The organism is Methanosarcina sp. DH1 (assembly GCF_020804205.1).
Classification (GTDB): domain Archaea; phylum Halobacteriota; class Methanosarcinia; order Methanosarcinales; family Methanosarcinaceae; genus Methanosarcina; species Methanosarcina vacuolata.
The window spans coordinates 66390-86832 of the sequence record NZ_WJBJ01000030.1; the positions used below are offsets into that span (position 1 = coordinate 66390).

Genomic DNA, 20443 nt, shown 5'->3' on the forward strand with positions numbered 1-20443 from the left:
TCTTTTTTTCCATAAGTTCTTACATTTCATAATCTCATTTTTCTAAAAAAGACATTCCTATACTTTCCATCTTTTTCTAACGTCAACTCCTTCTGAATTGTCATCTTATGTGTAATATTTATATATAAGGTCCAGAAGTTTATGTATAGGGTCTAGAGGATCACCACGATTTGGTATTTTTTCACACCATAGTGCTAAACTTCACACTTTCTGCCATAATCCTTCATTATTTATCATATACATTATATGGAAAAGTTTATCATTTAAAACTAGGAAGTTCATTTCCTCGGATAATTCTTTTATCCGATTCAAGATAACATTAATTTGATCTTGTAAAATTGTAGGTCTGTTCGCTATGCACAAGGAAGAGCTAATACAACTACACACGTATATGGCCCAAATGAAGAGATATTTCGAAAGGCACGGGGTAACGCACGAATTCGATGATTACAAGGCTTTATCCATAAGCCCTGTACACATTCACCGGAGCAAGGCAGATCACAAGCGCGCAATTTTTATTTTAGGAGGCGAACTTGCAACTCTCATGTCCCGGGATGACCCTATCTTTGAAGAAACACCAGCTCATATGAGGGATTCGCTGAATTCCGTCATCAAGCTCATGGGTAATAACTGATAGGGCCCCTGAAGGTGACAAAGAATTCGTTATCTGAAATTATAGATTCCAGGTATTTTTGTTTTGAAATTAGGAGACGATAAGGGTGAAGGTGCATCTTCATCACCATCCCGTCCTCTCCATCTGCATAATATTTTTTTTCGGTCCAGCAGGATACAAATCCTATGGACTTATATAATTTTTGCGCTCCGTCGTTACTGTTTCTTACTTCGAGCCTTGCGTATCGAAGCCCGTTTGCAACAAATATATCACAGATAGCATGAATTAGTGATGTGCCTATTCCTCTTCCCCGATATTCTTCTTTGACACCGACAGAAAAAATGTGCCCTTCGTTTTCTCCGGAACGGTAGCCTACTACATACCCCACGACTTTTCCATCTTGTTCTGCGACAAGAAAACCATCCCCGACGGTTTCATAAAAGCTCATGTACAGGAGGGAGTTGTGCTCCGAAAAGGCCTCACTTTCAATTTCAACTACTTCTTGAAAGTCCTCAGGTACAAAACGCCTTATCATAATATCTAATATATTCCTGCCATTTTATTATTTCTTCGAGAGGAAAAGTTTCTTCTAAATTCCTCCCGAAGTTTTTCTGAAGTCATTTTGAAGCCATAAAGTTCAGATTTCATGAACTTATTTCAGTATAGCTGGTTTTCATATAGCTGGTTTTCACATAGCTGGTTTTCATATAGCTGGTTTTCACATAGCTGGTTTTCACATAGCTGGTTTTCACATAGCTGGTTTTCACATAGCTGGTTTTCATATGGCTGGTTTTCATATGGCTGGTTTTCATATGGCTGGTTTTCATATGGCTGGTTTTCATATGGCTGGTTTTCATATAACCGATTTCAATATAACCGATTTCAATATAACCGATTTCAATATAACCGATTTCAATATAACCGATTTCAATATAACTTATTTAGAGGTCCATGTATAAGCTCAGAGTTTTTTGATATGCCTGACATCCACTGCAACTCCTCTACTGGATTTCACCATTTCTTCTCCGCTCATCATAGCTCGCCCTACACAGAGCGCTTTTTTCCCGAGCACAATTACCTCATCATTAGGCCTTATCCCCGGATCGGCCTCAATAACTCCTGGGGCAAGGATGGAACCGCGTGGGAGAAAATCATCGATTTTTACCAGGTATTTCTTGTTTTTTAGCACAAGTTCAGCCCCTTCGAGGGAAAGAGCAAGCATTCCGTATTGTGGAACCAGGGTTGCGAGTTGTTTTTTCCCAAAAAAGAGCTGATACTTGGGGAATCGGCCTTTGACTGCAAGCTTCCCGGTTTCTTCAGAGAAAAGAAATGCAGCACCTTCTCCGAACTGATACTCTGCAATAGCTCTCATGAAATTCTTTTTGTCTTCTTCCGCGTTCAGGCTTTTCCTGCTGAAACTTTCGGATGTGCAGATAGACTCAACGGTCTTCTTGAGGTTTGAAAGAGCCTCCATAGATACAAGGCTTCCTGTAGCAGTATAGGTTATTTCAATCCCGAGCTTACCTGCCGCTCGTTCACAGATTTCTCTGTATGCCCCTTCTACATGGGCTACTATGGACTTGTACCTGTATTTTGAGAGATAAGCCTCAAGGCAGCCGGAAACCCAGGCTTTTTCTTCTTCGTCCCAGTGCCCTGTAACCGCAGTGTCATAATGGGCTGCTGGGTATGTTAATTCCAGTTCTCTGGGCACTATTCCAAGAGGCGAGGTTAAAATCACTTCATGGACGAATTTCCGGTATTTTCCTAGGGCCAGAATAAATTTCTGATGGGATTGGGAAATTGAGTAAGGTTTTCTGGCCGCGCATGGTAAAAGTACGAGGATCTCAAGGTCCGGAGGTGTATACCTCTCCTGTATACGCCGTGCAAACCGCACCACTTCGACTCGAGACAGAGCCTCCGAGGTATCTGCAAGAAGCTGGTTTTGCCGAAAAGCAGGAATTCTTTCTTCAAGGTAGGAATACTCAAAATCTCCAAGTCTTAACAGGGCTGTGAGCCAGGGCCTGACCCTGCACTGGCCTTCAATATATTCTCTCAATGTTCCGGTCCTTATTCTTTCCCGCACAAGAGAAAGTTCGGCTTCGAGAGCATTCCTATTGTGAGCTGAAAGGAATTTTGCTCTCTCTATTTTCGGAAGCTTCCTGAGATCTGCAGGTGTACTTTCGGCACATACTCTGCACCTGCAGGGAAACTCTGTCAGGGAGTCAAGATAAAAGCTGCCTGCTGCTGTCAGGTAAATATCAGAATAAGCTGCAATTTCTGCTCTGGTATCGTCCAGGACATCAATTCCGAGGTAGACTAGCATAGCTATATTTTCAGGAAGCGCCAGGTTTGGGGCATAAAGAGCTGTATCAGGAGGAATATGGTTTCTAAACTCTATTACAGTCTCGAGAAATCTTCGTGCATTGTTTTCCAGGGTACCTGCCCCTTCCATTACATACAGGTCAGTTTTTTCAGGCTGTTCTCCCATCCTCAGGAGGGAACCTGTCGGGCCTGCATCTTCAACGTTTTCGCCTTTAAAAGCAGTAAATTTTTGGACTTTCCCGAGGGACTCAGCTGGAATGGCAGGCGGATAAGCTTGATGCGGCAGGATTATAAGAGTTCCTTTTCCTGCTTTTTCCCGGATTTGCTTTATGCGTGCTTCTAGCTCTGCATCGGATTTTACACCCCAGAAACTTCCTGCATCAATAACAGGGCCAGGTTTTTCAAGCTTTCCAAGTTCTGCCGCATTCAAAATGCAGGGCGTATGAAGCTCGGGAGACAGCAGAAGTTTTCCAATCCTTGCTGCTCCGTCTCTCTGTTCTATCTCAAAGTACCGTGTCATGTTTGTCCTCTTATGTCTATCAGGATGTAAAGGTTTGTCCTGCACTTTTTTCCTGAATATTTCTTTTACTTCCAGTTTTTCTGAAGCTAAAAGGTTCTCAGCTTTACGTTTCATCTCTTGAACTCTTCAGAAGGAGAATGGTATTCTTCAGAAGAAAGGAGGATGGTATATTTTTATATATTATTAATCTTGATTATTTGCTGCAACTCATCTTTCATTTGTCTGTCATTGTCTGTCTCAAGCCGTGACAGAAATTCTATTTTTCACATTTGAACTCCAATTTGAGGTCTAGAATGGATATAACTGCAGAACTTCAAAAAATCGTTGGTGGACGACTTTCTGTCTCTCCTTCGGAACTTTATTGTTATTCTTCTGACGCATCCCAGGTCAAGGGAATGCCTGATTACGTGGTACGCCCGAAAAGTACAGATGAAGTAAGCCGGATTGTCAGGCTTGCCTATGAGAACGAGATCCCTGTGACTGCAAGGGGAGCAGGCACCGGACTTGCAGGTGGTGCAGTCCCTGTTAAAGGGGGCATTGTGCTGGATATGTCGGGCATGAACCGTGTTCTTGAACTCGATATTGATAATATTCAGGTTCTGGTAGAACCCGGGCTTATTCAGGATGCTTTAAATGAAGCGCTAAAGCCTTATGGCTTTTTCTTTCCTCCAAATCCTGGCAGCTCAGCCATGTGTACTATCGGGGGTATGATAGCTTACAACGCAAGCGGAATGCGCTGTGTTAAGTACGGTACTACCAGAAACTACGTTCGTGACCTTGAAGTGGTGCTTGCGGACGGGACAGTTATTCATACCGGTTCAAAGATGCTGAAATCCGCAGCAGGATATGATTTGACCCAGCTTATTGTAGGTTCGGAGGGCACACTCGGCATTGTCACAAAAGCCAGGCTTAAGATTGCTCCTCTCCCTAAAACCCGAAAACTGGTAATTACTTCCTTTGAAAATGCGGAAATTGCAGGGCAGGCAGTTGTAAAAACCTTTTCAAACGGGGTTATTCCCTCGGCCTGTGAGATTCTGGACAGGGTTTCTCTGCAGGTTCTCAAACGTTACGACCCGAACCTTGTGCTTCCTTCAGAAGGCGATGTTATTCTTTTCGAGGTTGACGGCACTGAAAACTCGGCACGTGAAGCTGCAGCACAGATAATGAAAGTCTGTGCCCCCCTGGCTCTTTCCATAAGGCTTGCGGAAAGTGAAAAGGAAATGGCAGATATCTGGGCAGCCAGAAAACTCGTCGGAGCTGCTGTTTCTCGCCTGGATCCAACAAAGAGCCGCATCTATGTCGGAGAAGACGTGGGAGTTCCCATAAAGCAAATCCCGGAACTGCTAAAACGAGCACAGGAAATCGCCGAGAAATTCAACCTGCCGGCTATGAAATACGGGCATATAGGGGACGGAAACCTGCACCTTGCCCTTTTCATCGATGTCTTGAATAAAGACGAGTGGGACCGCCTGAAAAAAGCTGCGGACCTTATTCACAGGACAGCGATTGAGCTTGGAGGCACAGTTAGCTCCGAACATGGTATAGGCGCGGCCAGGGCTGAATACATGAAAGCACAATGGGGCCCTGCCCTTGAGGTAATGCGTGCGATTAAAAATGTCCTTGATCCGAAAGGTATACTGAATCCGGGCAAACTGGGGTTGTGAGAACATGAAAAACGAAGGAAAAAAGGAAACTGAGCAGGCAAAAAAACCGGCAAAAACCAAAATAACCGATAATGAGATCAAAACAACCGATAATGAGATCAAAATAACCGATACTGGGATAAACGGGAGCGAAAGCGAAAAGCAGTCTTTTGAGGTTGACCGCAGGTCGGTTTATAGATGCGTGCAGTGCGGGACCTGCCGCTCGGTTTGCCCTGTGTTTGACGTGGTAGGCTGGGAATCTGCCAACACACGAGGCAGAATGCTAATCATCAAAAGCCTGCTTGAAGGGAGGCCCCCTTCCGAAGATGTCCTTCCAAGCCTTGCTTCCTGTACAACATGTGGAATCTGTGCTTCCAAATGCCCTGCAGGAGCAAATCCACCTGAGGTTGTTGAAGCTGCCCGTGCCCAGCTTGTGAAATGTGGCATCACAACTGACGCCCAGGAAAACTTGAAATCGGCAATTATGACATACGGTAATTCTTTCGGGGAAACAAGAGATCGTAAACACTGGCTCTCCGAAGCAGAATTTTCCAAACTCCCTGAAAAGTCAGATTATGTCTATTTTGTGGGCTGCTTTGATTCCTATCGCTATCCGGAGTTTGCTAAAAAAACATTTGGAATTCTGCAGCGCTTTGGCGTAACTCTCCTTCCTGACGAGCAGTGCTGTGCTTCTCCACTCCTGCGTACCGGATTTAAGGAGGATGCAGAAAAAGTAATGAAGCACAACCTTGAGCAGATCAGGAAAGTAGGGGCACACACAATTATCACAAGCTGTGCCGGTTGTTATACAACGCTCAAGAACAACTACCCTGAAGAACTCAGGGTTATTAGCCTCCCTGAATTCCTTGCCGAACATCTGGAAGAACTCAATTTAAAGAAACTTGACCTTACAGTTACCTACCATGACCCCTGCCACCTGGGCAGGCATAATAAGGTTTATGATGCTCCAAGAAAGGTTATTGAGGCAATCTGTACTCTCAAGGAAATGAAGAACATTAAAGATAACGCACGCTGCTGCGGCGGCGGAGGCGGGGTACGGACAGGGTATCCTGATATCTCTCTTGAACTTGCAAGAAACAGGCTTCAAGATGTGCCGGAAGGCGTGGATTATATCGTCACCTCCTGTCCTCTCTGCGTAAGGAACCTTAGGGATGCAGGCGGAGATATCGAGGTTATTGATATTGTAGAACTCGTGGCAATGGCAATGGAGTAGTCTGATTAACTTCAAAGTCTGGCTAACTTCAAAGTCTGGTTATTTCTGAGTCTAGCTATTTCTGAGTCTAACTATTTTAGGTTCAACGGCTGTTTCTCAGTTGGTTTTACTAAGGGTCGGCTTGATCTGGCCCAACCCATTTTTTTACGGCGTATGGCACCATGTTTTTATTTTTGGAACAACACTCTTGTTTACTGGATTTTACGGTTGAATCTGAGTTTTAGAGGTCGGTTAGGAGAACAGGATAATGAGTTGTAAACCGATAACGTTTCGTAACGTTAAGCCTGATACGTTTAACTGTATGAAGAAAAAGCTTCAGGACTACGGTATCCACGTCCCGGCAGGATATAGAGGAGAACTTTCTGGCAAAGGAATTACTGCGAATTTCGAATGGGACGGACAGTCCAATCTTACCATTACAATCACGGAAAAACCTTTTATCATCAGTTGTGAAATCGCTGCCCAAAAAATAAAAGGTTTCGTAAGAGATTGCCACGGCTCGTAAAAGTTTGCCTCAGATCGTGAGGAAATTTAGAATTAGCTTCGAAAATTATCTTCGGACTATATTATAAGAATCAGTTTCATAGGAATTAATTTCGGATTAAGACTATGGGCGAAAGGAAACTGGATACTGAGGGCTGCCAGGGGATTAAATTCAGAAATGTAACTCCTGAAGTATTTTCCTGTATGAAGAAAAAACTTCAGAGCTATGGACTTGAAGTTTCATCCGGGAATTCCGGTGTTCTCAAAGGAAACGGAATAGTTGCACACTTTAGCTGGGATGGTGAGGCAAACCTGTCAATTGAGATCAAGGAAAGGCCTCTGGAAACTTACTGCGGGCAGGTAAGTGGAAAATTCAGGGCTTTCTGGCGTGAATGTCAGGGTTTATGAAGGTGAACCCAAGCCATGCTTACATCAGGATTAAGTGCGTTTTTTATAGTCGAATGTTTAAACTCCAATTATTTTGACTAGATTTTTCTTAATTCCAAACAAATATCTCTTTATTAAAGAAAGTTCAAGGTCGGTGAACCCTCCCAACAGAAGCATTCCAAATAGATAGATTAAAACACCTATTCCTGCGACCTCAAAAATCTCATGGATGCTTGAAATCTCAAAATAAGAAACAAAGAGATACATAGCCACTGAGGACAAAATGCTTTTTGCAATATCATAAAAATAGAATTCATGTTTAAAATATTTTAAAGACATATGCGTGCAGAGAATTGCCATAAAAAAGTATGAGATCAGAGTTGAAAGAGCAGCTCCGACAATACCTATTGAGGGTATTAGTAAAAGATTGAGCAATACGTTCGAAACTGCCGCAGCAATATTGATATAAGTTTGTGCTTTTGTTTTTTTGACAATTAACAGTGTATTGATAAAAATTTGAACAACTCCTGTCATAAGGCCAGAAAAAGCAATAACAGGAATCACAAACCAACCCGATAAAAAGTCTTCAGTTGTAAATATTCCAAGTAAAGGCTTTGCGAGAGCTGAAAGCCCAAAGACTGCCGGAATGGAAATTAGAAGGAAATATCGCAAAGAATAGGACATATAAATAATTACTTTGTCAATTTTATTTTCATCAAACAATTTTGCAAGTTCTGGGAGAAGAATAAGTTGAAGGGGACTTACAAAAAACTGTGTAAGGCTGCCAATAGAACAGGCTGCCGAATACACACCCACGCTTTTTAGACCAAGAAAGTAGGTAACCAGATATCTGTCACTTGATTCCGTAACCCATCTGATAAGAGCATTTGGAGTCAGCGGTAAAGAAAATTGCAGGTACTCTCTTATATAAATAAATCGAGGAATAACAAATCCAATCTGTGATATAATTGTTAGAAAAGCGATTAAAATAATAATGCTCTGTACCATTAATGTGGCTGCTATCACACCAAGAAGCCCGTATCCCATTTTAAGAAGAGCAAGAGTCAAAAGTAGTTTTCCAAACACCTCAAAAATAGTAAGGCAAGAGTATTTCTTGATCTGCTTAAATACTCTAAAATAATATAGGGACACAGGCTCGAGCACATTCAAGAGAATCAAAAGTGAACCTGCTTTGATGAAATAAGCTGCTCTAAGGTCCTTGAAAGCAAATGTCGCGAGAGGTTCTGCAAACATATAAAGCAAAAAAGAGACTAAAAGACCAGACATAGTTACGAAAAAAAGAATGGAGTAGACAGCTTCCCTTATTTTGTTTATCTCTGTTTCAGAAGATAAAAATCTGACAAGAGCCATTGAAAGGCCCAGAAGTGCAAATGGGGTAATAAGGGACACAGTGATAGTGATCTGAGCCCAGATGCCGTAATAATATGCTCCAAGGCTTTTTGTGATTATCGGAAGTAGAAAAAAAGTACCCAGGCTTGTAAGTACTTGAGCCGTGCCTATTAAGCCAACATCTCTTGCAAACTTTTGATATGACATCAATTAACCTTGAAAAAATCCTGTTTTTTATATTTATAATTTGGATAAACTCACGAAAATAATACTTACAAAAGTACTCTTAAAATTTAATCCAACTTATTATCAATAATGTATTTAAATCCTTTTGAACGCCATGTGGAGGTCCATTGCAAAAATAAACCCTAAAAATAAAAACATACTATCACAAGAATCAACATTATCTAAATTTACACATAAGACCTATGGACACTTACTGCGGGCAGGTAAGTAGGAAATCTAGGGCTTTCTGGCGTGAGTGTCAGGGGTTATGAAGGTGAATCCAAGCCATGCTTACATAGGATTACGTTTATTACAGCAAATTCATGACACTGCCGAAGTGCTACTAAAGTTCAACAATTTACACGAAATTGCACTTTAATTAATAAGCATCTTTGTGATGGGCCAATTTTACTAACGTCACAGTTTGCTCTTTTTCATCAACAGAAAAACATAGCACAAAATTAGAATCAACATGCACTCGCTTATACTTATTCAAAGGATAGTTGAGATTTTTGTAATGCTGAGGATTAATGCAAATTTCATCAGCTTTTTTGAATACTGCCTCAAATAGGACATGATTCTTTTTGTTTAACTTTCTCAGCTCTTTTGAAAGTTTTCCTTTGATTAATAATTTGTACAAGCTTATTCATCCTCATCAGGCAAGTTTTCAATGTATGCTTTTAGTTTATCGGCATTTTCAAATGGCCCAATTACTTCGTCATTTTCCGAATCAAGCATTTCTTTTATGAACTCAGGACTGTACTGAGGCTCAAGTATTTTCTCTTCATATTGAGCTACAACTAAGTCAAGAGCTGCACTCTTATCCTTTAGATTATATTTGGCTTTAACAATATTCAAAACCTGGTTTGTCCTGTCTGATATTTTGACTCTAGCTTGTATCATATGCATTCCTTATGCACATCATATGCACACGTTGAATATAATACTATCTTTCTGTTAAGTCTAGAAATACTCATGAGTCTTCGGTTAAGTGAGGAATCATGACAAATTGCGTCAATTTCCACAATATTTGTCAAATGTTTTATAAATAAGAAGCTGGAACAGAGTATTGATTTCATGTAAATAGGCCAAAATTTAAGGCTAGCTTCTAAAGCAAAATCGATAGCTTTCAGGCAAGAAAATTCCTTAACCGATGACCAATGAAGAAATACTAGTTTTATAAAATTTATAGAACTTTAGATATACTGCTTGATTTAGCAATGTGCCTAATTTTCTGTAAATAACAAATCTCAGAAAGTAATTGGGTAGAAGATTTCATGTCAGAAGCTCAATTTTTACCAGAGTATTCAAAAATTTGACTTCGAATTTACGGTAAATTTGTGACACTGACATCGTTTTGATACTAGTTTTTTTGCAATAGAATCTATAGTTTCATTCTTTCATATCAGTACTGGATCTTCTTATATCTCATATATTTTTGACCATCTTGTATCATCGTAAGTGACATCGAGAGGATGGGGATTCAAAAGAAGAGATGGACGTTTCTCTTTTATTAATGTCAAGAGTTTTTCATCTAATTTTGCATTATAAAGAGTATTCACTTTAGAAAGCTGATCAAATGATAAATTGCGAACTCCTCGAAGGTTAGTTCCGTCAAGAACGGCTCCTTCAAGGTTAGCATCTTTAAGATTTGCGTCTTCAAGGTTAGCATCTTTAAGATAAGCGTCTTCAAGATTAGCTCCTTTAAGGTTAGCAAATTGTAGAAAAGCTTTTTCAAGGTTAGTAAATTGTAAAAAAGCTCCTTTAAGGCTCGCCATTATAAGATTAGAATTTTTAAGGTTAGTCCCTATAAATAAAGTAAAATCAAGATTAGCTCCAGGAAAGTCAGCTCCAGGTAGATCAACATCGCGAATATCTAGTAAGTCTGGTTCACCATTAACAGATGAATACTTACGCCTTCCAATGACAGTAAGGATTGCTTGAATATCTAAATTATCTACAGATATTTTCTTTGGTTTTTTATTGAGTGAATTTAGAGATCCCCATTTCATATTATCTACGTCTAAATTATCTTTAGATCCATTTCCTAAAGACAAAAAGGAAAATATATCAGAGTATTTATATTTATTTTTAAGTCCGGTGTCTTTATCTATAGACCCAGTTTCTGGAGTTTCAAGGTTAAACACTTTAGAGTACTTAGATAAATAATCAAATTCTTCAGATTCGTCAATCGGTGAGTTTTTTCTAATATACGCAGTTAAAATATTCATGATTGGCCAGTGGTCTTTCTTAGATTGAATTGAGATTTTTTCAAGGGCATATATTCCCCCTAATCTAATCTCTATTGCTGGATTTCCAAATTGATCAATAGCTCCTAATTGATCAATTGCCTGAGTAAAAAGTTCAGTTATCTGGCTTTCCTTAGCAGTTACGACACTTTTCCAAGTGAAATAAAGACCAAGTAACAGTGCAAAGCCACCAATTATTTGAGCTAATGTCGCACGGTAGCTGTTCTCGACCTGAGCTACAGTTATTGAGTCATTTATTTCAAACTCAGACACTTGCCATTTCGGAACTTCTTGTAAAATTATTATAAGTAATAGACTAAGTATAATTAAGATAATTATAATAACTACTGGGTTTCGTTTTGCTGCTTCATACTTTATTTTTAATGTTCTAGCAGTATCATAGCGTATTACTGGTAATAGTTTTTTTGTTGTCTTCACCGATGTTTCTAATTTTTTTATATATTCCATCTTACCGGGATTCACAGGACTTCCACCACTTTTCCTTGCCGTCAGAAAACCACTAAATGTTTATCTTGTTTTTCTCCAGGATCAGTGTAAAATAGAAATTATTTGTTTATGCATATTTTCATTTATTCTATTCTCGTAATCCAAATGAATATTTAAATCTATAGAATGATAAAAAAGGCAAAATATCTGAGGAAAATTTATCAATATTATAAAATTACTATTTTTTACCACAGTTGTTGGAAATATCCAAGATCATACATAGGTTTTACAACAAAGCCTATGTATCACAAATTGGAATTTACATAACTTTCAGTATACTATCATCAATTCACTCTAATTTCTATACGAACAACTTTACCTTCACCGATTACCTTTCTCGCTTACTTTTGCCTTTTTTCCTTTCTCCTTATCAAACACTTATGAGCATTCCCTACAAGGTCAAGTCTTCCTGCCTTCTCAAGAGCTTCATATACAAGCTCGTAATTTGCAGGGTTCCTGTAGTGCATAAGGGCTCTCTGCATGGCTTTTTCTTTTTTACCTTTCGCAACGTATACTTTTTTGCCTGTGAATGGGTCCAGTCCTGTATAATACATGCATGTCGATACGGTCATAGGCGTTGGGGTGAAGTCCTGTACCTGTTCAGTGTAGCCACCATGGTCCCGCACATACTCCGCCATTTCTATCATATCTTCAAGGGTACAGCCCGGGTGTCCTGACATCAAGTAGTTTACGATGTACTGTTCTTTGCCGCACTTCCGGTTGACATCTGTAAATTTTTGGGTAAATTTCTCGTAGACTTCCCTGCCTGGCTTACACATTACATTTGTGACCTGCCTTGAAAAGTGTTCAGGTGCAATCCGCAATTGTCCGCTGATATGGTAAGTGCAAAGCTCTTCAAGATACTCTTCGTCCTTAAGCGCCAGGTCATAGCGTACCCCGTAACCTGTAAAGACATGCTTAACTCCTGGAAGTTCGCGCAGGCGGCGTAAGAGTTCAAGCAGCTTTTTGTGGCTGGTATCCAGAGCAGGGCAAATGCGAGGATAAAGGCATGATTTGTCCAGGCAGGCTCCTTTTTTCTCCCAGGTTTTACACTCCATACCGTACATGTTTGCACTTGGGCCGCCAACTCCGTTAATAATGCCCTTGAAATCAGGTTTTTCCGTTAGCTTTTTTTCTTCACGCAGGACAGATTCAATACTGCGGCTTGCAATCATGCGCCCCTGATGTTCTGTAATTGCACAGAAAGCGCAGCCTCCGAAACAGCCTCTGTGCGTTGTAAGGGAGAATTTTACCATTTCCAGAGCAGGAACGGGTTCAGTATATGAAGGGTGTGTTTCCCCAGTGAACGGCAGTTCATATACATGATCCATCTCAGCTTCAGTCAGGAGGCGCATTGGCCTGTTCTGCACGATTACGGTTTTCGGGTGAGGCTGAACAATTCCTTTTCCAGTAACAGAATTCTGTTCCGCAAAATAAATGCGAAAAGCCTTTGCAAAGGCCGTTTTATCCTGAGAAACCTCTGAAAAGGAAGGAATTTCGAGATATTGCTTTAAAAATGTGGCTGCATCCTCAGCTATTTTCTCGTCTTTTTGTTCAAGTTTTTCCTTTTCCGGTATTTCCTTTTCTGACTTTTCGGCCCTTTCCTTGAGTTCTTTCCAGGCTTTAACTTCCATCTTCCATACTGTACCCGGAATATCTCTGATATTTCTGATATCTTCCCCTGCTTGCAGTCTTTTTGCAATTTCCACGACCTGAAGCTCCCCCATGCCGTAGACTATGAGGTCAGCAGGTGCGTCAGCCAGAATGGATTGCCTGACCTTATCCGAAAGATAGTCATAATGGGCAAAGCGACGTAAGGAAGCTTCAATGCCTCCCATTACTATAGGCACTTCAGGGAATGCCTCTTTTATCCTGTTAGAATAAATTATCACGGCGCGGTTCGGACGAAGCCCTGCTTTTCCTCCAGGGGAGTAAACGTCCTTTTCGCGTGGTTTCAGGCCCGGAGTCAGGTTGCTGACCATAGAATCGGTATTTCCTGCACTTACGGAAAAAAAGAGTCTGGGCTTTCCAAGTTTTTTGAAATCTTCAGGGCTATCCCAGCGCGGTTGGGCAATTACTCCTACTCTAAAACCTGCATCTTCAAGAACTCTTCCTATTATTGCCGTGCCAAAACTGGAATGGTCTATATAGGCATCCCCAGAAATCAGAATAATATCAAGCTCTTTCCAGCCGCGAACTTTCACTTCCTCAGGGCTCATTGGAAGAAATTTCGATGCAGGTATGCGGGAAGAAATGTATTTTTCTTTTCTTTCCTTCTTCCTGTGTTTGGTCTCAGATCCTTTCCCTGGTTTTCTTCCCACTGCTGTTGGGGACTTTCCGTTTGAGATCTTTACTTCTGAGAACTTTACTTCTGAGAACTTTATTTCTGCTTCTTTTCCTTTGGTTTTATCAAATTTCATTCTGGGATTTGCGCCTAATTTAGCTTCTTCTTTTGTTTTTTGCTTCGCTTCAGCTTTTTTTGGAACAAAAGAACTGGGTTTTCTGCTCGTTCTTTCTTTATTTGGTTTTTCCGAGCTTAAGTTCTTATTCTTCTTTGAAATTGCTGTATCTTTGGCCATAATTTGCTTTAAGGCTCCTCATTTTCGTATTTTTATTCGCTTTTATTCGCCCATCATCATTTTTAGCATTCTGTACGAAGCCATAATCTGGTTGTTCCCATCCCTATCTGTAGGAGCTCCATGTCCAGAATACAGAGCTTTTACGTCCAGTTTTGTGAGTTTTTCTATTGAGCTAGCCATCTTTTCAGGTTCCGAACCCTCAAAGTCCGTTCTTCCGAATCCCCCGCCTGGAAACACAGTGTCTCCGGAGAAAAGACTTTTTGAAACAGGTTCATAGAGGCAGATACTTCCTTTTGAGTGACCCGGCGTATGGATTACTTCTAGGTATTCCCCATTTCCGATGTTAATTTTATCTCCTTCTTCATATGTAATTGTGGGCTTGACCTCAGGAGCTCGCTCCCCAAAAATCACGGCCACGCTGAGGTATTCATCATTTATGCCTTCCAGGTCAGCTTTATGTATTCCGACTTTTGCACCGGTTCTTTCTGCAATAACTGCGGCTGCTGCGGTATGATCATAATGACAGTGTGTCAGGACTATTAATTCGATGTCGGTTAGCTTTATATATTTCTCCAGTTGCTTGATAATCAGGTCGCTGTTCATCCCTGTATCGATCAGCACTTTCCCATTTACCAGATAGACACTGGAATCGTAAGCTGTAGGGCAAATATACCGGACTTCCATAGTTTTTCCTCTTTCACTTCTCTTTCTCTTTTTTCCTTGCTGCCATTTCCTGCACTTTCTGTGTAACTTCTCTTTCTTACACTTTCCTTAACTTTCCTTAACTTTCCTTAACTTTCCTTACACTTTCCTTCCTGTTAGTTCACTCTTTGGTTTTAATATGTCTGAGCACTATGTCTGATAATTTAGATATTAAAAGCTCTGCGCGCATTTTCAGTAGTCGATTTTGCAATTTCTGCTGGCTCCATATCCTTAAGTTGTGCTACTACCGGAACGGAGTCTACTATGAAGGCAGGCTCGTTTCTGCCTTTGCGGGGAGAAAGGAAGGGACTGTCGGTTTCCAGAAGCAAGTTTTCAAGCGGGACTGCTTCTGCAAGAGTCTGGTGATGTTCGGAAAAGCATACAAGAGTTGCCAGGGAAATATAGTATCCCATATCCACGATTTCCTTCATGGTCTCAACAGGGCCGCTATAGCAGTGATAGATTACCGTGTCCACGTCTTTGACAAGTTTCAACACTTCCGCTTCAGCCATTCGGGCGTGCACGATCAGAGGTTTGTTCAGATCTTTTGCAAGCTCAATTACCTTTTTGAATGCAGCAGTCTGTCTCTCGCGTTCCTCGTTTGTTTTGCAGTCCTGAAAATCCAGTCCTGCTTCCCCGATTCCAACTGCTTTTCCTGCATTTGCCTCAATCTGGACAAGAATATCATTTATCTCTTTATCTTCGCCTTCCCTGCCAATATCAGGATTCAGGCCAAGTGTGGCATAAATATCTTCATTATTTTCCGCAAGTTCAAGGCTAATGCGGTTGCCTTTCAGGGAAATCCCGGAGTTGATCATTCCGACAACTCCTGCCTCTCTGGCTCGTAGAATAGTCTCTTCCCTATCGCGGTTAAATTTGGGAAAATCAAGATGACAATGAGAATCAATAATTGGATAAGGCATGGGTCTGTATTCCATCTCATTTTATTTTACTTTTTACACATGATTATGGAATACAGACCCGAAAATGAGTATGCAGCTCTTATCCGGTTTTTTGTTTTTTTAATTATAGCACTCAAGCCTGCCAGTCTGTTTTGGCCAGCCCAAGTTGTCAATTTTAGCTTTTTTCTTCTCTCTTATACAGCAGGTTCATAGCATTTACAAGAGCTTCTACAGAGGCCATAACTATGTCAGGGTTTGCAGACCGTGCAGTTACGACTCTGCCCTTTTCATTTTCGAGACCTATGTATACATCTGCAAGGGCATCTGCTCCACCTGTAATTGCATCGATCCTGAATTCCTGGAGTCTGAAGTGATTACTTTCTCCCAGGATATCCCTTACTGCTTTGAGGGCGGCATCTACAGGGCCAACCCCTGTCTTTGCTGCAATGATTTCTTTGCCTTGGATATCTGCTTTGACTACTGCAGTCGGTGTCAGGATATTTCCTGTCATTACAGAAACTTCTTTGAGTTTAATCAGTTCTTCTTCTGAACTTGCTTTCCCAAGCACGGCAGAGGCAACAGCATAAAGGTCTGCATCTGTAATGTGCTTTCCTTTATTTGCAATCTCCTTAATTCTGGATACAATTTCATCAAGCTGTTTGTCACTGCTGATTATGCCTGCAGATTCGAGAGATTGCTTGACTGCATGTTTACCTGTATGCTTACCAAGGACAATACGCCGTTTGTGTCCTACCATTTCCGGTGTCATTATTCCGGGCTCGAAAGTATCGGATTTTTCGAGTACTCCCTGGCTGTGGATTCCTGACTCATGGGAAAAGGCGTTTTGACCTACGACAGGTGTATTTGGAGGCAGCCTGATTCCAGTATAGTTTTCAATCATTTTCGAGGTTTCTACAAGATACTCAGTGTGAATATTTGTTTTTGCCCCGTAGATTGAGGTCAGACTCATGACTGTCTGGGAAAGGTCGGCGTTTCCTGCTCTTTCACCTATTCCATTTATTGTGACCTGAACCTGAGATGCACCTGCTTCGACTGCCATAAGGCTGTTTGCTACAGCAAGCCCGAAATCGTTATGGCAGTGTACATCAATAGGAATCGTTATTTCAGTCGCGATGTCCTTTATCTGCCTGTACATTGCTGATGGAACCATAACGCCAACGGTATCTGGCACATTAATGATATCGCATCCTGCTTCCTGCACTGCTTTGAAAACCTCTATGAGATATTCAGGTTCGGTTCTCGTAGCGTCCATTGCAGAAAACATACATCTTCTCCCATTATCTTTAATGTACTGGACAGCCTCCACAGCCATTTGGATAACTTCTTCCTGGCTTTTTTTGATGGTGTATGTCCGCTGTACTTCAGAAGTAGGGACGAAAGTATGCACAAGTCCTACATCACTGTCAAAACAGGCATCAATATCTTTTTTCAATACACGGGCAAGTCCACAAACCTCAAGGTCCAGTCCGTCATTAGAAATAGATTTTACGGATTCTTTATCTCCTTCTGATGAGATAGGAAATCCAGCTTCTATAATGTCTACCCCAAGTTTGTCAAGTTGACGGGCAATTTCCAGCTTCTGGGCAGAAGTTAGAGATACACCAGGGGTTTGTTCTCCGTCACGCAGTGTTGTGTCAAAAACAGTTACCTTTTTATTCCTCATAGGTTCGATGTAAAAATCGATCCCTTCTTTCAGTTCTTACATTCATAGTAATCATTTAGTTGAATGTTAATTCCTAGTATATAAATCTCACGAGAGTTCTTTTATATTTAATATTAAGTTTTGTTTTTCAATTTCTCGACGGAAAATTATATATACTAGATGCCCCATTCTAGGGTTGCTTCTCAAGGTGTAACACAACATCTATGAGGATGAAAAACGAAACTTGAAAAACGGGACTTGAAAAACGGAATTCAAAGGTACCGGAAAAACGAACCTGAAAAACGGAAACAGAAGGTGCCTGTAGACATTGTTTTTCTGAAACAATGACTCATAAAAACGGATAAAGTTAAGGATTCGAAAGCACAACTCTTTTGAAATCTTTTAACTCTTCTCATTTCCCTCTTTCAACATTGTTCAATCTCCTTTGCAGGAGAAGTTTTATATACAATCAATGCGTTGTATAACTTCCTCGTACATCTTCAATGTTCTGGGGAAAGCAATACAAAGCTTTATATACAAGAAATGTCTTGTATACATCCCTCACACAAGCGATTGTGTCGAGGTGAATAACACAAAGCTTTATATATAAGAAATACCTTGTATATGACCCTGCGCAAACTAATTGCGTAGATACAAATCTCTTTCATCTTTTAATGGAGTCAGGAGTTGTTTCCTGACTGACGAGGATTTTGTCGGTTCGGTTAATTCTGGGCGGTGAGAGTTTTCATAACACATCATCGCGAAACTGAAATAACTGAATTGATAGTTGTTAGTGCAAGTTTCTGCGACCAAGACCTTTATTTTGAAGTGTGCGATACATTAACAATTCTGGTTGATCCTGCCAGAGGTTACTGCTATCGGTGTTCGCCTAAGCCATGCGAGTCATATGTTCTTCGTGAACATGGCGTACTGCTCAGTAACACGTGGATAACCTGCCCTTGGGTCCGGCATAACCCCGGGAAACTGGGGATAATTCCGGATAACGCACATATGCTGGAATGCTTTATGCGTAAAATGGATTCGTCTGCCCAAGGATGGGTCTGCGGCCTATCAGGTAGTAGTGGGTGTAATGTACCTACTAGCCTACAACGGGTACGGGTTGTGAGAGCAAGAGCCCGGAGATGGATTCTGAGACATGAATCCAGGCCCTACGGGGCGCAGCAGGCGCGAAAACTTTACAATGCGGGAAACCGTGATAAGGGGACACCGAGTGCTAGCATCATATGCTGGCTGTCCAGGTGTGTAAAATACACCTGTTAGCAAGGGCCGGGCAAGACCGGTGCCAGCCGCCGCGGTAACACCGGCGGCCCGAGTGGTGATCGTGATTATTGGGTCTAAAGGGTCCGTAGCCGGTTTGGTCAGTCCTCCGGGAAATCTGATAGCTCAACTATTAGGCTTTCGGGGGATACTGCCAGACTTGGAACCGGGAGAGGTAAGAGGTACTACAGGGGTAGGAGTGAAATCTTGTAATCCCTGTGGGACCACCTGTGGCGAAGGCGTCTTACCAGAACGGGTTCGACGGTGAGGGACGAAAGCTGGGGGCACGAACCGGATTAGATACCCGGGTAGTCCCAGCCGTAAACGATGCTCGCTAGGTGTCAGGCATGGCGCGACCGTGTCTGGTGCCGCAGGGAAGCCGTGAAGCGAGCCACCTGGGAAGTACGGCCGCAAGGCTGAAACTTAAAGGAATTGGCGGGGGAGCACAACAACGGGTGGAGCCTGCGGTTTAATTGGACTCAACGCCGGACAACTCACCGGGGACGACAGCAAWATGTAGGCCAGGCTGAAGACCTTGCCTGAATCGCTGAGAGGAGGTGCATGGCCGTCGCCAGTTCGTACTGTGAAGCATCCTGTTAAGTCAGGCAACGAGCGAGACCCGTGCCCACTGTTACCAGCATATCCTCCGGGATGATGGGTACTCTGTGGGGACCGCCGGTGTTAAATCGGAGGAAGGTGCGGGCCACGGTAGGTCAGTATGCCCCGAATTTCCCGGGCTACACGCGGGCTACAATGAATGGGACAATGGGTCCCTCCCCTGAAAAGGGCTGGTAATCTCACAAACCCATCCTTAGTTCGGATCGAGGGCTGTAACTCGCCCTCGTGAAGCTGGAATCCGTAGTAATCGCGTTTCAATATAGCGCGGTGAATACGTCCCTGCTCCTTGCACACACCGCCCGTCAAACCACCCGAGTGAGGTATGGGTGAGGGCACGAACTCTGTGTCGTGTTCGAACCTGTGCTTTGCAAGGGGGGTTAAGTCGTAACAAGGTAGCCGTAGGGGAATCTGCGGCTGGATCACCTCCTAAGCAAAAAAACCCACTGCCCAGATGCCGATAAACCGAACAAAATCCTCACCATTAAAATCATCGATCATAATCACATGATCAAYTCAAACTCATCAAATGCACCCGGAAAGTAAATTTTCGGGGAAGGGCGGATTGCCTGCKYTGACACGCAGGTACATGAAGTCRTGTATAGGTGCTGTATACTGGACGCTTTCTGGACCTGGTTAGGATACACAGGAATTATGCTRTCAGGTGGATGGCTCGGCTCAAGAGCTGATGAAGGACGTGCCAAGCTGCGATAAGCCCGGGGTAGGTGCAAGGAGCCAATGAACCCGGGATTTCCGAATGGGACCTCTCCATAGTGATCAGTAATGATCGGGAACGCTCCGAATTGAAACATCTCAGTAGGAGCAGGAAAAGAAATCAACCGAGATACCGTGAGTAACGGCGAGTGAAAACGGYACAGTTCAAACCGAATCCCTTCACAGGGAAATGTGGTGTTGTAGGGCTGTTCAAACGTCCGGCGGCTAAACAGAACTTGCCTGAAACGGCAGACCGTAGAGTGTGACAGTCACGTATGTGTAAACCAAAAGACCGGAACATGTCCCTGAGTACCGTGCGTTGGATATCGTGCGGGAATCTGGGGGGCACCAACCTCCAAAACTAAATACTACTTGAGACCGATAGCGAAATAGTAGGGTGACCGAACGCTGAAAAGTACCCCGAGAAGGGAGGTGCAAAGTGCCTGAAACCTGATAG

Annotated in this window: 16 protein-coding genes and 2 rRNA genes; 7 read left to right on the top strand and 11 right to left on the bottom strand. The window is 42.2% G+C overall.

Features of this window, described 5'->3' with window-relative positions; translation table 11 throughout:
- The first annotated feature begins 355 nt into the window (after window positions 1-355).
- Window positions 356-634 carry a UPF0058 family protein gene (locus tag FXW07_RS16815; RefSeq protein ID WP_011305979.1) on the top strand — a complete coding sequence of 93 codons (279 nt, stop codon included), beginning with the start codon at window positions 356-358 and terminating at the stop codon, window positions 632-634.
- Here the strand turns inward: FXW07_RS16815 and rimI are convergent.
- The 3 genes from rimI to arcS all read right to left on the bottom strand — a co-directional run bounded on the left by rimI (window position 618) and on the right by arcS (window position 3455).
- Window positions 618-1148: a ribosomal protein S18-alanine N-acetyltransferase gene (rimI, locus tag FXW07_RS16820; protein WP_229396578.1), complete on the bottom strand. Its 531-nt coding sequence runs from the start codon at window positions 1146-1148 to the stop codon at window positions 618-620. The two genes, FXW07_RS16815 and rimI, sit on opposite strands and share 17 nt — an antisense overlap.
- A gap of 109 nt (window positions 1149-1257) precedes the next feature.
- A complete protein-coding gene (locus FXW07_RS16825) occupies window positions 1258-1470 on the bottom strand; it encodes a hypothetical protein (protein WP_229396580.1) in 213 nt (70 codons plus the stop codon).
- Between the two features lie 104 nt (window positions 1471-1574).
- Entirely contained in the window at window positions 1575-3455 is a 1881-nt protein-coding gene (arcS, locus tag FXW07_RS16830; protein WP_229396602.1) for an archaeosine synthase subunit alpha, read from the bottom strand.
- A 293-nt stretch (window positions 3456-3748) separates the two neighbouring features.
- Between arcS and FXW07_RS16835 the strand changes: the two genes are divergently transcribed.
- The 4 genes from FXW07_RS16835 to FXW07_RS16850 all read left to right on the top strand — a co-directional run bounded on the left by FXW07_RS16835 (window position 3749) and on the right by FXW07_RS16850 (window position 7223).
- Window positions 3749-5119: an FAD-binding oxidoreductase gene (locus tag FXW07_RS16835; RefSeq protein WP_229396582.1), complete on the top strand. Its 1371-nt coding sequence runs from the start codon at window positions 3749-3751 to the stop codon at window positions 5117-5119.
- 4 nt (window positions 5120-5123) lie between these two features.
- Entirely contained in the window at window positions 5124-6332 is a 1209-nt protein-coding gene (locus FXW07_RS16840) for a heterodisulfide reductase-related iron-sulfur binding cluster (protein WP_229396583.1), read from the top strand.
- A 247-nt stretch (window positions 6333-6579) separates the two neighbouring features.
- Window positions 6580-6837 (top strand): hypothetical protein, encoded by a 258-nt coding sequence (locus FXW07_RS16845; RefSeq protein ID WP_229396585.1) that lies wholly within the window; start codon window positions 6580-6582, stop codon window positions 6835-6837.
- 104 nt (window positions 6838-6941) lie between these two features.
- The gene (locus FXW07_RS16850) at window positions 6942-7223 is read left to right on the top strand and encodes a hypothetical protein (RefSeq protein ID WP_229396587.1); all 282 of its coding nucleotides are present in this window, start codon (window positions 6942-6944) and stop codon (window positions 7221-7223) included.
- A gap of 57 nt (window positions 7224-7280) precedes the next feature.
- On the opposite strand, the gene FXW07_RS16855 is transcribed toward FXW07_RS16850, so the two are convergent.
- The 8 genes from FXW07_RS16855 to FXW07_RS16890 form a co-directional block, all read right to left on the bottom strand.
- Complete coding sequence (locus FXW07_RS16855) at window positions 7281-8759, bottom strand: flippase (protein ID WP_229396589.1); 1479 nt, start codon at window positions 8757-8759, stop codon at window positions 7281-7283.
- Window positions 8760-9156: 397 nt separating this feature from the next.
- Window positions 9157-9417 carry a type II toxin-antitoxin system RelE/ParE family toxin gene (locus FXW07_RS16860; RefSeq protein WP_048116630.1) on the bottom strand — a complete coding sequence of 87 codons (261 nt, stop codon included), beginning with the start codon at window positions 9415-9417 and terminating at the stop codon, window positions 9157-9159.
- A 2-nt stretch (window positions 9418-9419) separates the two neighbouring features.
- Window positions 9420-9680 carry a DUF2683 family protein gene (locus FXW07_RS16865; RefSeq protein ID WP_229396591.1) on the bottom strand — a complete coding sequence of 87 codons (261 nt, stop codon included), beginning with the start codon at window positions 9678-9680 and terminating at the stop codon, window positions 9420-9422.
- Window positions 9681-10198: 518 nt separating this feature from the next.
- On the bottom strand, window positions 10199-11509 hold the full coding sequence (locus FXW07_RS19555; RefSeq protein ID WP_229396592.1) for a pentapeptide repeat-containing protein: 1311 nt from the start codon (window positions 11507-11509) through the stop codon (window positions 10199-10201).
- 365 nt (window positions 11510-11874) lie between these two features.
- Window positions 11875-13752 carry a YgiQ family radical SAM protein gene (locus FXW07_RS16875; protein WP_229396604.1) on the bottom strand — a complete coding sequence of 626 codons (1878 nt, stop codon included), beginning with the start codon at window positions 13750-13752 and terminating at the stop codon, window positions 11875-11877.
- A gap of 402 nt (window positions 13753-14154) precedes the next feature.
- The gene (locus FXW07_RS16880) at window positions 14155-14796 is read right to left on the bottom strand and encodes an MBL fold metallo-hydrolase (RefSeq protein ID WP_229396594.1); all 642 of its coding nucleotides are present in this window, start codon (window positions 14794-14796) and stop codon (window positions 14155-14157) included.
- Window positions 14797-14978: 182 nt separating this feature from the next.
- On the bottom strand, window positions 14979-15737 hold the full coding sequence (locus FXW07_RS16885) for a TatD family hydrolase (RefSeq protein WP_255679115.1): 759 nt from the start codon (window positions 15735-15737) through the stop codon (window positions 14979-14981).
- A 154-nt stretch (window positions 15738-15891) separates the two neighbouring features.
- Window positions 15892-17400 (bottom strand): 2-isopropylmalate synthase, encoded by a 1509-nt coding sequence (locus FXW07_RS16890; RefSeq protein WP_048116644.1) that lies wholly within the window; start codon window positions 17398-17400, stop codon window positions 15892-15894.
- 825 nt (window positions 17401-18225) lie between these two features.
- Between FXW07_RS16890 and FXW07_RS16895 the strand changes: the two genes are divergently transcribed.
- Window positions 18226-19703, top strand: a 16S ribosomal RNA gene (locus tag FXW07_RS16895).
- Between the two features lie 209 nt (window positions 19704-19912).
- Window positions 19913-20443 (top strand): 23S ribosomal RNA (locus tag FXW07_RS16900); the annotation flags it as partial.